15 protein-coding genes are annotated in these 13,569 nt (G+C 37.4%); 4 read left to right on the forward strand and 11 right to left on the reverse strand.

The genetic code is table 11. From position 1 onward, the window contains the following. Positions 1-10: 10 nt before the first annotated feature. Genes ACOMC3_RS08705 through ACOMC3_RS08725 form a run of 5 tightly spaced genes read right to left on the reverse strand, consistent with a single transcriptional unit; the run spans position 11 to position 5,221 of the window. Positions 11-1,081 (reverse strand): alanine racemase, encoded by a 1,071-nt coding sequence (locus ACOMC3_RS08705; protein WP_420319154.1) that lies wholly within the window; start codon positions 1,079-1,081, stop codon positions 11-13. Continuing rightward, complete coding sequence (gene alr, locus ACOMC3_RS08710; protein ID WP_420319155.1) at positions 1,081-2,235, reverse strand: alanine racemase; 1,155 nt, start codon at positions 2,233-2,235, stop codon at positions 1,081-1,083. Before alr ends, ACOMC3_RS08705 begins: the two co-directional genes overlap by 1 nt. Further along, entirely contained in the window at positions 2,228-3,364 is a 1,137-nt protein-coding gene (locus ACOMC3_RS08715; RefSeq protein ID WP_420319156.1) for an amidohydrolase, read from the reverse strand. Before ACOMC3_RS08715 ends, alr begins: the two co-directional genes overlap by 8 nt. Then, entirely contained in the window at positions 3,349-3,795 is a 447-nt protein-coding gene (locus tag ACOMC3_RS08720) for a GNAT family N-acetyltransferase (protein WP_420319157.1), read from the reverse strand. Before ACOMC3_RS08720 ends, ACOMC3_RS08715 begins: the two co-directional genes overlap by 16 nt. A gap of 1 nt (position 3,796) precedes the next feature. Next, entirely contained in the window at positions 3,797-5,221 is a 1,425-nt protein-coding gene (locus tag ACOMC3_RS08725) for a sodium:solute symporter family protein (RefSeq protein ID WP_420319158.1), read from the reverse strand. A gap of 323 nt (positions 5,222-5,544) precedes the next feature. On the opposite strand from ACOMC3_RS08725, the gene ACOMC3_RS08730 reads away from it, so the two are divergent. Beyond that, positions 5,545-6,288, forward strand: a complete 744-nt coding sequence (locus ACOMC3_RS08730; protein ID WP_420319159.1) for a hypothetical protein — start codon at positions 5,545-5,547, stop codon at positions 6,286-6,288. Positions 6,289-6,340: 52 nt separating this feature from the next. On the opposite strand, the gene ACOMC3_RS08735 is transcribed toward ACOMC3_RS08730, so the two are convergent. Both ACOMC3_RS08735 and ACOMC3_RS08740 read right to left on the reverse strand, forming a co-directional pair. After that, complete coding sequence (locus ACOMC3_RS08735; protein ID WP_420319160.1) at positions 6,341-6,904, reverse strand: carbonic anhydrase; 564 nt, start codon at positions 6,902-6,904, stop codon at positions 6,341-6,343. A gap of 402 nt (positions 6,905-7,306) precedes the next feature. Then, on the reverse strand, positions 7,307-7,684 hold the full coding sequence (locus ACOMC3_RS08740; RefSeq protein ID WP_420319161.1) for a rhodanese-like domain-containing protein: 378 nt from the start codon (positions 7,682-7,684) through the stop codon (positions 7,307-7,309). Between the two features lie 152 nt (positions 7,685-7,836). Here ACOMC3_RS08740 and ACOMC3_RS08745 point away from each other — a divergent pair, with 152 nt between their 5' ends. Further along, on the forward strand, positions 7,837-8,367 hold the full coding sequence (locus tag ACOMC3_RS08745) for a hypothetical protein (RefSeq protein ID WP_420319162.1): 531 nt from the start codon (positions 7,837-7,839) through the stop codon (positions 8,365-8,367). On the opposite strand, the gene msrA is transcribed toward ACOMC3_RS08745, so the two are convergent. Continuing rightward, the gene (gene msrA / locus ACOMC3_RS08750; protein ID WP_420319163.1) at positions 8,364-8,891 is read right to left on the reverse strand and encodes a peptide-methionine (S)-S-oxide reductase MsrA; all 528 of its coding nucleotides are present in this window, start codon (positions 8,889-8,891) and stop codon (positions 8,364-8,366) included. The two genes, ACOMC3_RS08745 and msrA, sit on opposite strands and share 4 nt — an antisense overlap. A gap of 101 nt (positions 8,892-8,992) precedes the next feature. Between msrA and ACOMC3_RS08755 the strand changes: the two genes are divergently transcribed. Both ACOMC3_RS08755 and ACOMC3_RS08760 read left to right on the forward strand, forming a co-directional pair. Then, positions 8,993-10,213 (forward strand): cation:proton antiporter, encoded by a 1,221-nt coding sequence (locus ACOMC3_RS08755; protein ID WP_420319164.1) that lies wholly within the window; start codon positions 8,993-8,995, stop codon positions 10,211-10,213. A gap of 30 nt (positions 10,214-10,243) precedes the next feature. After that, on the forward strand, positions 10,244-10,699 hold the full coding sequence (locus ACOMC3_RS08760; RefSeq protein WP_420319165.1) for an SRPBCC family protein: 456 nt from the start codon (positions 10,244-10,246) through the stop codon (positions 10,697-10,699). 1 nt (position 10,700) lies between these two features. Here ACOMC3_RS08760 and ACOMC3_RS08765 read toward each other — a convergent pair whose 3' ends face one another. The 3 genes from ACOMC3_RS08765 to ACOMC3_RS08775 are packed head-to-tail and all read right to left on the reverse strand — an operon-like array spanning position 10,701 to position 13,564. Further along, the gene (locus tag ACOMC3_RS08765) at positions 10,701-11,414 is read right to left on the reverse strand and encodes a tetratricopeptide repeat protein (protein WP_420319166.1); all 714 of its coding nucleotides are present in this window, start codon (positions 11,412-11,414) and stop codon (positions 10,701-10,703) included. A gap of 35 nt (positions 11,415-11,449) precedes the next feature. After that, entirely contained in the window at positions 11,450-12,898 is a 1,449-nt protein-coding gene (locus tag ACOMC3_RS08770; protein ID WP_420319167.1) for a CCA tRNA nucleotidyltransferase, read from the reverse strand. A 21-nt stretch (positions 12,899-12,919) separates the two neighbouring features. After that, positions 12,920-13,564 carry a TetR/AcrR family transcriptional regulator gene (locus tag ACOMC3_RS08775; protein ID WP_420319168.1) on the reverse strand — a complete coding sequence of 215 codons (645 nt, stop codon included), beginning with the start codon at positions 13,562-13,564 and terminating at the stop codon, positions 12,920-12,922. Positions 13,565-13,569: the final 5 nt, after the last annotated feature.

A 13,569-nucleotide genomic window follows, 5' to 3' on the forward strand; every position in this document is an offset into this window, starting at 1 on the left:
ATCACTAATTCTACACTACTCGTTTTTCAATATAATCTGAATTGAAAATTCCTAGTGCACCCATGTACTTTAGCTTGAATGAAACGAGATCCCCTACCTTATATTTTTCGCTAGACTCTCCAATATCTACAATCAGCATATCTGAGCTTGCTCCGGTTATCTTGATTGATTCATCATCCGGGATTAGAAAATCCTCTGAAACATCTAACAGACCTATATCGAGAATCGCTCGATAGGACATTTTTCCATAATCTTCTTCATTTATTTCAAAGGATTCTCCTGATGGGTTGGTTTCCATATAACCTATAGGTACTCGTGGTTTTTCAGTAATCTCTATAATTTCAGAGTACAACCTAAAAACATCACTTTCCATACCTTGAACCGTCTTTTGAGTAAACAGATCTAACCCGAAAAACAACATCTCACCAATACGAAAATGGTTAATTCCATCCGGGATTTGTTTTTTGAATATTAATGGAACTACAACTGATGTGCCTCCGGTAACCCACGGGATTTTTCTATTGAACTTAGCCTCTATAAGTTGCTCATATAGAGATAGTTGTATTAACTTATCTTCTGAAGGCATCACCCCATATAAACAGTTCAAATTAGAGCCAATTCCAGTTACCTCGATATTAGGCAAGTTGAAAACAGATTCATAAAAGTCCATTAAATGATCGCCCATGACACCTTCTCTGAGATCACCTAACTCGATCATAATGATCACTTTATGTTTCTTTTTTTGCTTGACAGCTTCATCTGAAATCCATTTGATGGTTTTGAATTCTGTATTAAAACTGGCATCTGCGTATTTTACCAAGCGATGAATGCTTCGCTTAGCAGGGGGTTTGATGTAAACCGTTTGAACACTTGGATCAAGCTTCTTGACTACTTCCAGATTGCTGATCCTTGAATCACAAATTTCCTTAGTACCAAGATCAATTACCTCCTTTAGGTACTTTTCATTGCCGCACAATAGTTTTGACACTACCGCCCACTCTATGTTATTCTCTTTAAACAGATTATCAAGAAAATGATAGTTCTTTTTCAGCTTGTCTTTATATAATTCTATAAATGCCATTACTGTTTTATTATACGAGGTATTTTCAAAGGTAATCTTGTCAGGAGTTCATAATTCAATTGGTCACTTAACTCACTGAAGGACGAAACACTAATTTCAATTTCGCCATTCGTTCCAATCAATGTTACCTCATCTCCTTTTTTAACTTCATCAAGTTCAGAAACATCTATGGCAAGGTTGTTCATATTAACCATTCCAACAACAGATGTTCTAATACCGTTTATTAAGACCCTTCCGGTATTGCTAAGCGAACGGCTAAACCCATGAGAATAACCTATTGGAACAATGGCGATCTTCATGTCTTTCTGGGCAAGAAATGTGGTTCCATACCCAATAAACTCACCCATAACAACATTTTTCACACTCATGACACTGCTTTTCCATGTGATCAATCTATTGAGTGGTTCTGTCTTATCCTCTCGTCCTTTTAGAAACTCGATAAAGATCTCTCGGCTAGGCCAAAATCCATATTGAAGGATACCGATTCTTACCATATCACCATGCATATCAGGAAGTCTGATTGTAGCTGCAGAACAACAAGAATGTTGCATTTTGGGTTCAATCCCATCATCGACTAACAATTGAACCATTTTTTGATAGTTCTTTTTCTGTTCTTCAACACGCAGATAATTAGCAATACTCTCCGCTCCGGCATAATGTGTACATACACCCTCAATTATCAAATATTCCTGGTATTCTTTTAATAATGGAATAAGTCTTTTAAGCTCTTCCTCATCAAATCCGGTTCTGTTCATTCCAGTCTCAAGTTCAATGTGGATCTGAGCTTTTTTCCCAATCATTTGAGCTGTCTTAGCAGCTGTTTGCAGTCGATCAAATTCAAAAACAAAAAAGGAAATGTCATTTTTTATGGCCCACTCAATATCTTCATTAGAGATATACCCCATAATCATAATGTCTGTCGACTTGTTTTTCTTGGCTTTTAGCACCTCCATAGCCTCATCTGCACTATGGACAGAAAAATGGTCAATACCAAGGGATTCTGCCATTGGCACAAAATCAATAATCCCATGACCGTAGGCATTCCCTTTTACAACAGACGAAATCCTGGTCCCTGCCTTTATATAAGACCTAAGGAAATGTAGATTATTTTCATATGCCTGTTTGCTTAATTCTATATAAGAAGGACTATTCATCTATTGCTTTCTCTACTATTGTCGTAAACATTTTGATTCCTGTGTCAATGATCTTATCTGGGAAATCATAGTCTGGATTATGAAGGGCTGGACAATCTACACCGGAACCAATGCCAAACATTGCTCCCGGATATTTTTGTGTAAATAACCCAAAGTCTTCACCCCATTTGAAAGGCCACTCTCGAATTTCTGATTCAAATGCATTCATTGAAATAGCCTGTTTGACGTAATTCACCGCCTTTGCATCATTTTTATTGGAATCAAATTCTTCCGTCCAACTTATGACTGGTGAAAGTTGATATTTTTCTGCGATCTCATCAATTCTCTTTAATATTCTATCACAGAAATCAGTCATTACTTCACTACTCCAGGTTCTTAACGTATAGTGAACTTCGCCATGTCCAGCAGAAACACCGTACGATAATTCGCCCATTTTTATATAAATGGGAGTCGTAAGGGCAAAATCATCCTTATCAAGATTCGGTTGGCTTTCCTCATCAAACATTGCAATGAGTTCGGAGATGGCAGCAGCAGGGTTGATTCCCAGTTCAGGCTCAGCTGCATGAGATGTTTTACCATCCAACTTGACAATAATGCTCTTCACCGCTGGAGTGAAGTTTCCTTCTTTAAAAACAACCTTATTAAGTGAATAACCCGGTATGTTATGCAATGCAAATACTAGATCCGGTTGAAAATCAAATTGACTGTCCGCCAGAATCGCTTTCGCTCCCTCTCCATTTTCTTCAGCAGGCTGGAATACCAAAATGACCTTTCCCTGATCAATTGGATTTTCTTTAAAATATCTCGCCACTCCACACATAATTGCGGTATGGCCATCATGCCCACATTTGTGAGAAACTCCTTCATTGATTGATTTATATTCAAATGAATTGATTTCCTGAATTGGAAGTGCATCATGATCAGATCTCAACATAATGGTTTTCCCTTGCTTGCCAGAATCGAATACAACAAAGACACCTGTCCCACCAATCTTCTTCCCTTCCACTCCCAGCTCCTTCAAAAATTCTATTATTCTACGCTGAGTCTGAGACTCATTACCTGATACTTCGGGATGCTTATGTAACTCGTGTCTAAATTCAATTAAATCATTGATCATGATCTCTTCCATCTCATTTCGAGGTATTTATTTGTAAATCCAAGCTTTTCGTAAAGCTTCTTGGCAGGATTATCTGGCTCAACATGTAAGGCAATGTCCCCTTCTGTTTCTTTAAAAGCTCTTTCCATGAGCTGCCTCCCGATTCCCTTTCCTCTATATTCTGAATGAGTGGCAATGTAAACCAGGATATTCTCAGGGATATAACCCTCCATTCCAGTCTTGTTAATGATAGTTGCCCCTACTATGGTATCTCCATCCCATGCAGAGAGGATTAAACCTCCTGGATGTTTTCCTGCATTCAAGGCGTATTCTATACATTTTCTGATATCATCCTTTGGATCTCCAAATTCATCCAAAAACCGATGTAGAAAACTTACAATCTCTTCTTTTTCATAAAGGCCCACAGTTTGTGCTGGAGCATATTTTTTAATAGATATCTTCATTTTATCTAGTGTTAAATAATCCAAAGGTTATAAATACAATCGATGCGCATATAATTCCATAAAGGTTAGGATCAAGCCCAAACCATTTGATATTCAGGAGTGTAAGACATGTGGTTACTAATCCTCCAACAATCATTGCAACAAAAGCTCCTTCCTTAGATGCTCTTTTCCAATAAAATGCGCCTACGATAGGTATGAATAGTCCGGATACCATAAATGCATAGGAAAAAAGCATTGCGTCAAGAACGTTTTCTAGGAATAATGCTATGACAAGGGCTATAATACCTAAACTCAAAGTAATTAATTGAGAAGCTTTAAGCGATTTCTTATCCATCTCATCAGATCCCCCACCCTTATAGCCCAAAATGTCAGTAAGCAATGATCCGGATGAAGCCATCAAACAGCTATCTGCGGTTGACATTACTGCTGAGAAATAGGCAGCAAGCACTAATCCCATCAGCCCATGTGGTAGTACTGTTCTGAGTAAAACTGGTAATCCTAGTTCAGGGTCCATTTCCATACTTGCTGCGTATCCAATAGACTCAAACATGCCCTGTTCGTAAGCAACTCGACCAAATAAGCCCAGAATTACACCTAAAAACGCCATCATTGGCCATTCAAATAGTCCTGCTATAAACCAGGCTTTTTTTGCCTGTGCTTCTCCTCGACTCGCAAATATTCGCTGATAAAGTGTCATCCCCACGAACCAGATTGGAATGATCGTGATTGCCCAATTAACCAAATCTTTCCATGTAAGATTTGTAAGGGTAAGGTAGTCTTGATTAACAATGGAATTGACTGCCTCCCATCCACCTATGGCATCAAATGCAAACGGAACGCCTGCAAACAGTAAACCAGCCATTAAAATGATCCACTGAAATGTATCAGTATAAATAACAGCCTTCAAACCTCCCAGAATGGTATAACCAACCGCTACAATACCCATCAAAAGAACAGCATGATTAACAGAGAACCCTTCGAAGGTCCCAGATGCTAATTTTGCTCCTGCAATGATCTGCGAACTGGTAAAACCTAGATATCCTATAGTAGTAATAATTCCAGCTAAAACCGCAACTCGCTTGCCATAGAAAAATTCAAATATCTGTGGGAGTGTTGTCAGCTTTTGTATGCCTGGAAGCTGAAAAACTTTTGGAATCAATAGCACTGCAGCCATCCAAGCACCAATTAAGCCAGTAAAGAGTAACCATGATCCTGATAAACCCATAGTAAAACCAAGACCTCCAAGACCAATGGAAAATCCTCCGCCAACGTCTGTGGCAACAACAGACAGTCCAATATGCCACGAGGAAACATTACGACCTGCGACATAATAGTCGTCGCTGGTTTTATTTTTTCTGTAGAAGTAAAGTCCTACGAGGAAAACCAAAACAACATAAATAGCAAAAATTGCTATATCAAGAATCACAGACCACTCCTTTCTTTAAGGAGACGTTCAATTTGATGTATTGAGTTTTTTTGGTCTTTGTTTAAGAAGATAACTTCTCGATGCTTTTGGTTTAATGGAATTACAAAGGTAAAACAACGAGCTCTCGCATAAAAGTTTTGCAACCATTATCAGTTTGTTATCCCAATTATATTGAGATTTAAACCATGAAATATGTTTTCACTTTTTTGATATCCGTTGCTCTGCTTTCCAGTTGCGCTCCTCTAAGTAAAAGTCAACTCAAGATGTCTCATACTTATTTTCAGACAATAACTAATTATCCCCATTATTATAGGGAGCTTAATATGAGAGTAGCTGACCTAAACCTGGAAGCTCAAAATCTGGAAAGCTCATTGCATGAATCAGACTCTATCAGGATTGCAACAATTATCAAATCAATCAATGAGTATGAGTCAGCAATGCAGATTCCTGATAGCATCTTGGCACATACAAAGGTGATTGAAAAATACATTCAGAATTACTACCTACTTATTCCAAATGGTTTTAACCTCTATCGTGCATTAAAGGGTACTACAGAGACAATAGGTGGTCTTTTTGGTCTTGGAAGTGTAGTAAGCAGTGTACTTCCTAATAATATAAACGGGTTGAATCCAACTAAAAAAAGGAAAATTCAGGCTCATATACTCAGCAGCGAAACTTCGCTTATTCAATCCCTTCGAATACTGAAAAACTACATCAATACCGTGTATCTTCCTAAGCTTAATGAAATAGACAAGAAGTCCATCAATGATTTCGAAATACTGCTTGCAAGCATTAATTCAAGCACACCTCCATTGGAATACTACACCATGCACAATAGAATGTTGACAGAATTTTATCAACGACTTTTTCGAACAAAAAATCTGGTTAATCAATTATCTAAGTCTATAGAAACCTTAATATTGGTAGAGCAGGAAATCACAAAAAGCTTTACTACAAAAGAGATGATTGACTTTGAGAAAACGCATATGAACGAACTTATTAACGATATGCAAAGAGTAAATTTCATTGTGCAAGATCTCAATTCAAGAAAATCCTTAACCAAATAAAAAGGCCTGTATTTCCACAGGCCTTTTACTACACTTTAAAAAGGGATTATTTCTATAGAAAATCTACTTTTCCACTTCCAAGGTTATAAAATGCTGTAACGATTTGTAGTTTACCTCCATCGACCGCACCTTTTATAATGATTGATCGATCATAAAGGTCTTTTGCTGAAAGTTCTGCATTTTTCTTAACAACAACATTTACATCAGAGCTTCCGGCTTGAGCTTTTGCAGGCTCAATTTGTGCGAGCAAGTGGTTAAGGTTATATCCATTATCACCTCCTGCCAATGCTGCTCCTACAGCACCACAACTTTCATGTCCCATAACAACAATCACACCGGTACCCAAATGCGCAACAGCATATTCAATGCTTGCAATAGTGTCAGTATTCGCAATATTACCAGCTACTCTAAGTACAAATAGCTCTCCTAATCCTGTATCGAATGCTAATTCAGGCACTACTCTACTATCAGCACAGCTCAAAACAATGGCCCAGGGTGCTTGGCCGGTGGTTAATTCTGATCTTCTACCATCATCTTGTAGCTCTCCGTTGAGGTTACTTGCTACAAATCTTTCATTACCTTCTTTTAATCGTTGTAATACTTGCTCTTGATTCATATTCATAAATTATTTAACAACCGTTAATGTAAAATATATAACTATTTCAATAAAATTCGTTCTATTTGCATTAGGATTCAAGACTAATTATTAATCTTCTCATAATAAATACATTGAATCCGAACCGCTTCGGCCCAACGAAGCGGTTCTTTTTTTACCTCAATCTGTGTTCCCACATATAACTTCTTCGTTCGTTTTTGATTCTGCTGATGATTTCCGAATCTCTAAATAGCTCATGATCAGCACCTTTTGATGTAAAATGCCAATACCCACACTCAGTACACTGATATATGTTTCTGGGTCCTTCCCCCGGTTTATACTCGTTTCTTATATGATTTTGAACAAGAGCCTCAATTGCTAAACTCTCATTCTCAAAAACTCTTTTCCTTGACACACAGTCCACTATTTCTCTATTTTAAGACCTTTTGAAGACCAATCAGAGAAACCGCCCGTGTAATCATAAATCTTACTAAATCCCGCTTCATTGAGCATTTTTGCGGCTTTTGCGCTTCTACCTCCGCTTGCACAATGTATGACAATGGGTTTATCAATATCATTTGCTTTCATTTTTTCCAGAAAAGAATCATCGTAAAAATCAATATGAATAACATCAGGAATATGTCCGCTAGCATATTCATCGGGGGTTCTGATATCGATAACGGTAACACCTTGTTCGATTAATTGAACAACTTTTTTAGAATCTATCTGTTCAATTGAAGACTGATTTGAAGGTGCACAACTTACAAATAAGAGGGTTAGATAGATGGTTCGGATCATCATATTAGGTAATTATGGCAATAAAAGTGAGTAAAAAATCAGGTTTTATACGTAGAAAAATGAGTTTATTTATCCACTAACTTAGCAATTGTTATAAAAAAGTTAAAAAAACAAGTTTGGAACGAAATTTGATCAATTCAGTTACAATTAAAACAATGAAATCAGTATTCAGCATATTATTAATGTTCATTGTAATTTCTGCTTTCTCGCAAGATGAACGCTTGGATGAGAAAATTGATGAAATCACATATGATTGGGATTTAGAAGCAGATAAGCTATCCACGTATGCAGGCTTGCAGCTTTTGTGTAGCGATGAAGCTTATAGATCAAAGATTCTCCAACTTTTAGATGATATTCACCACTACGATACGGTCCTATATGGTGTATTGATTAAGATTTCAAAGTCTACCAAAGACAGAGAAGTGAAGAAAACACTTAGTGATATTCGAAAATTTGAAGAAGAGTACAATACACGAAGTTTCGTTCATTTTATGAATGAAGAGTGTCGTGCGATGAAGGAAATTGAGAAAAACTCGGAAAAAACAGCGAATGACGTGGGTATAAACTCTTACTCAGGCCAAGTATATGTTCTGGAAACTGAACTTTACAAGTATGTGAAGCATGTAACAGCAAGAGTGGACAAGATACGGATACACGTACATCATCTAAGCAAGCACTACAACTAGTTTAACTTATCTGAAAATATCTCCTTTAATTTTTTGACCTTTGGAGCTACCACAAAGCTACAATAAGGTTGATTTTTGTTTTGATTGTAGTAATCATCATGCTCAATCTCAGCTGGGTAAAACTCAGTTAATGGAGAAATTTCTGTTACTATCGGATTAGGCCAAACCTTAGCTTCATCGAGCTTTGCCTTATATTCTTCGGCCAGTTTTCTCTGCTCCTCATCATGATAAAATACAACAGAGCGATACTGCGTACCTACATCATTACCTTGCCGATTAAGTGTTGTTGGATCATGTGTCTTCCAAAAAACCTCAAGGAGTTCGTCATATGATATAATTGACGGATCATATTCAAACTGAATGACTTCAGCATGTCCTGACTTTCCATAACAGACCTCTCTATAGGTAGGATTTTTGGTCTTTCCTCCTGAATACCCTGACTTGACATTAAAAACACCTTTTAGTCGCTGAAACATCGCTTCAGTACACCAAAAACATCCAGATCCGAATGTAGCTTTTTGCATAAACTTCTAAATAATGAAGCAAATCTAACTTCTAATTGATTCAATTAGTTCCACTAACTGTACTAGGTTTGAGTTATAATTTTCACAGCCAACCATTCATAATGGAATATTATATAATCATTGCAGCATCAGTCATAATAGTGCTGTCATATTTGTTTAATCACATTTCTGACAAATCAAGCATTCCATCAGTTTTGTTACTCATATTTTTAGGTATTATAGGCAGAGAAGTGATTGGTCTATTCGGTATCGAAAAAGAAAGGATTCTGGAAATATTTTCCAGAATAAGAATTCTAGAAGTACTTGGTACTTTAGGGCTGATATTGATTGTTTTAGAAGCTGCACTTGAGCTAAAGATTGCAAAAGAAAAACTTAAATTGATCAGAAAGTCTTTTGTAATAGCCATTATTGGATTACTGCTTTGTATGTTTTCAATTGCTGGAATTTTGGTTTTCTCACTCGAGAATCTCGACTGGTTCACAGCTCTAATATATGCTACACCCCTTTCCATTTTAAGTAGTGCAATCGTTATTCCTTCTGTCGTCAACTTAGGTGAGAAGGATGAAGAATTCCACATCTATGAGAGTACCTTTTCTGACATTCTCGGAATCATGGTCTTCTACTTTTTATTGCAGCTTGGGACTGCTTCAAGTAGTGTAATGGCACTGGGTGATTTTACGTTCGGATTAGTTGTAACAATCGTTACATCTATTCTTCTGTCCTACATTTTGATTTATGTATTTCAAAACCTGGAGACGAAGGTCAAATTGTTTCTTATGATTAGTGTGTTGTTTCTCCTTTTTAGTGTTGGAAAACTGATGCATTTATCCTCACTATTGATCATTCTAGTTTTTGGTCTTATTCTAAATAATTACAAATTATTCTTCGTTGGCAAACTGAAAAAATATTTGAGACCAATGGCCATTGAAAACATTAAGGAAACATTCCTGATGATTACAATCGAATCTGCATTTGTCGTAAGAACCTTCTTTTTTGTGATTTTTGGTTTTTCAATTGCACTTTCTGCGTTGGTGGATTTAAAAGTAGCTATCGTAAGTGCATTAATACTAATTGCTATTTATGCGGTGCGCTATATTTCATTTTTACCTTATAAGCACGAAAACCTGAAAAGGGCCATTACGATAGCGCCACGTGGTTTAATCACATTACTTCTATTTTATTCGATCCCAGAGGAATTTCAGTTTGAAGGTTTCAAATCAGGCATTTTATTGTTCATAATAATCGTTACTAGCCTGGTAATGACCTCCGGTCTTGTGAAGAAGGATGTAAAAAATGAGGAAGAAATTTCGGAAGTTGAATAACTTAGCTACACACAGGTTACCTAAGATCCAATGAAAAAACTTAATGAGCTTGCCAAAAAAGGAATGATTAATGAGAATGCGAGCATCCGTGATTCGCATTCAACCATAATTAATGCTGGCATTGATAAAGTTTGGGACATTCTTTCCAATATGGAAGAATGGCCTTCATGGAATCCTGAAGTAAAAAAAGTAACAATTAACGGAGATATTGCTGAAGGAACCGTTTTTACCTGGACTCAGGGACGCACTCATGGCGTCTCAGAAATTCAATCGGTTAAGAAACCAAATCTTTTAGCCTGGACAAGTAAAGCCAAGAGGGTCAAGCGGATTTATGTATGGGCTCTCGAGTCTGACGAAGGACAAACCATTGCTACAGTAAGTGCTTCGTTTCAAGGAGTCCTGGTCATTCTTGCTCAAAACCATCAGAAAGTCTACAATGAGCTTTTAAACTGGTTAGAACTCCTCAAACAAAAAGCAGAAGAGTAAACTACTCTCCTGTTTTAGGTTTTGTCATTTCTCTAAGCTGTTGTTGTACAATCTGGAAACCAGGTTTCATTTCTAAAACCTCTAAGTATTTCGCTTTAGCTCCTTCAATGTCACCTTTATCTTCAAGGATCATTGCTTTTACTCGATGCGCAGCAATTTTTAAGTTAACACTTTGACCTTGACCATCTTCTGTAGGAAATCCGATGGCGATACCTTCAGACTGTGGGTCTTCAATAATTAAGTCGAGTGACGTATTTGCCTCATTGTATCGCTTAAGTTCAAACTGCAAAAACGACACCTTGTAGAGTGTATTAACATTTCCGCTTGCCAGGTAGAGTTTTTCATAGAAGTTTAATGATCGGTCTTTCGCTCCTAATTTATCTAGGCTTGTAGCTGCTATTTCAAGTGCAAATTGATCATCAGGGTTTATTTGTAATGCCTGCTGAGCCACAAGAGCTGCTGAAGCATTCTGATTATACTGGAAATAAATCAAAGCCAGCGAATCATAAAGTGCAACATTGCCTGGATTCTCCGCAAGTAGGCTATAGAGTGCTGTTCTTGCCACCACCGGGTCATTAAAAATTTTAGCCGAGTTGTAAATGAATGACTGCTTTCTAAGCTCCCAAGGAATGGAATCTCCAGGTGCTATTTCGGAACTCTGCGCATTTAAAAATCCCGCAGATATAATCATCAGTACAAAAAATATTTTTTTCATAGTATTCTTATTCGCTTTTAGGGCTGCAAACATAGTTAATCGTTGTTAGAGGTAGAAAGGTATTTTTCTGATGGTTTTAAACCATGTTTTCTACCGAGCTTAAGCATCAACTGAAATGCCTCCTTTTCATCGTTTTTAATTGATCCATCAAGAATTGCATCTTTGATTTGATTCTTGATATCCCCAATTATTTTTGATGGTTTTATTTCAAACACTTCAATGATCAGTTCCCCCGATATTGGTGGATTAAAGTTCATGACTCTGTCGCGTTCTTCTACCTCTTGTATCTTTTTTTCAACCTTTTTAAAGTTTGCTTGATATTTTTTGACACGCTCTGGATTTTTGGAAGTTACATCAGCTTTACACAAAGTCATCAAATCGTTAACGTCTTCACCAGCTTCATAAACCATCCGACGTATGGCTGAATCTGTCACTTTATCATTTACTAAAGCAATCGGCCTTAAATGCAGTCGAACAAGCTTTTGCACATACTTCATACGCTCATCCATTGGCAATTTCATCCGCTTAAAGATCTTGGGCACCCATTTAGCACCCAAATCCTCGTGACCATGAAACGTCCATCCTGCCTTTTCATTGAATCGCTGAGTTGCTGGTTTGGCTATATCATGGAGGATTGCAGCCCACCTCAACCAAAGATCATCCGTCATAAGAGAAATGTTATCCAGCACCTGTAGCGTGTGATAGAAGTTGTCTTTATGACCTTTCCCGTTGATCTTCTGCACTCCTTGCAGATCAGTCATTTCAGGAAAAATGAGTTTGAGCAATCCGCTATGAAAGAGTAGCTGAAACCCGTATGAAGGTTTATCTGAAAGAATGATTTTATTAAGCTCATCACTGATCCTTTCCTGAGAAATAATTTCAATCCGCTCCACATGATCGATAATGCCCTGAAAGGTATCTGGTTCAATATCAAATTGGAGTTGGCTTGAAAAGCGAATGGCACGCATCATTCGAAGTGGGTCATCGGAAAAGGTAACTCCCGGATCTAAAGGAGTGCGCATAAGCCTCTCTCCAAGATCTTTCATGCCATCAAAAGGATCAATCAATTCGCCATAATTGGCCTCATTTAAGCTAATGGCCATTGCATTTACCGTGAAGTCTCTACGTTTTTGATCGTCCTCAAGAGTGCCATCTTCAACAATCGGATTTCTTGAATCTTTCCTGTAAGATTCCTTCCTTGCGCCGACAAATTCATACTCAAAGCCTTCATAATGAATGGCTGCAGTACCAAAGTTTTTGAAGGTGGAAAGTTTTGCGTTTTCTCCTAATCCTTTGGCTACTTCTTTAGCCAGTTCTATTCCACTACCAACACATACAAAATCAATATCCTTTGAAGGTCTTTCTAAAATCAGATCTCGAACATAGCCACCAACAACATATGTTTCGTATCCCAGCTCTCTTGCAGCTGAAGACACTGTTGAAAAAATGGGCAATGACTTCAAATGGTCTTTGAAAGTGCTCATGCAGCAAAGATAGGATTTCGATCAAGCATAATACTCCTGAAGGATCGGGTCTTTTGATAAAGCCTGGTCGAATTGTCGAATACCGGCCTCATTGAGAAATCCTCTGAAAAAATTGATAAGCTGAACATTCAAAAACTCGCTGAATGGACGAGATAAAGTAGTCTCCATTAATTGTCCTGATGGCCGTGCATTTATAAATGAACTAAGCGTCTCCCAATACATCAGCATCATTGAATTTATGTCCATTTTACTTTTCAAGAACCCCTCCTGTTCACAACACTTTATCAACACCCTAAACCTATCAAAAACAGCTCCCTTTAAATAGGCCTCCAAAAAATCATTCATTTGATCTTTATATCTGTACGTGCCTTTTAACCCTTCAATGGTCATTTCTTTTAATTCTATTTGAATGATTCGCAAGAGTTTAAGAAATTTATCGATCACTGAAATCTCCATTTTCACCACTCTGGACCCGTAATTTGCCATTTTGTCCAACTTCCATCTAAATGCTTCTACTATCAGGTTTTCTTTGGTACGAAAGAGCAAATAAATGGTCTTTTTGCTCATATGAAGGTCATTCGCGATACTGTCAATAGTGGTGGTTTTTATGCTATCAGACATAAATCTGTTAAACGCATGTGAGAGAATGATATCTTTTTTATACACGGTAG

This window comes from Ekhidna sp. (genome assembly GCF_965212185.1).
Lineage (GTDB): Bacteria > Bacteroidota > Bacteroidia > Cytophagales > Cyclobacteriaceae > Ekhidna.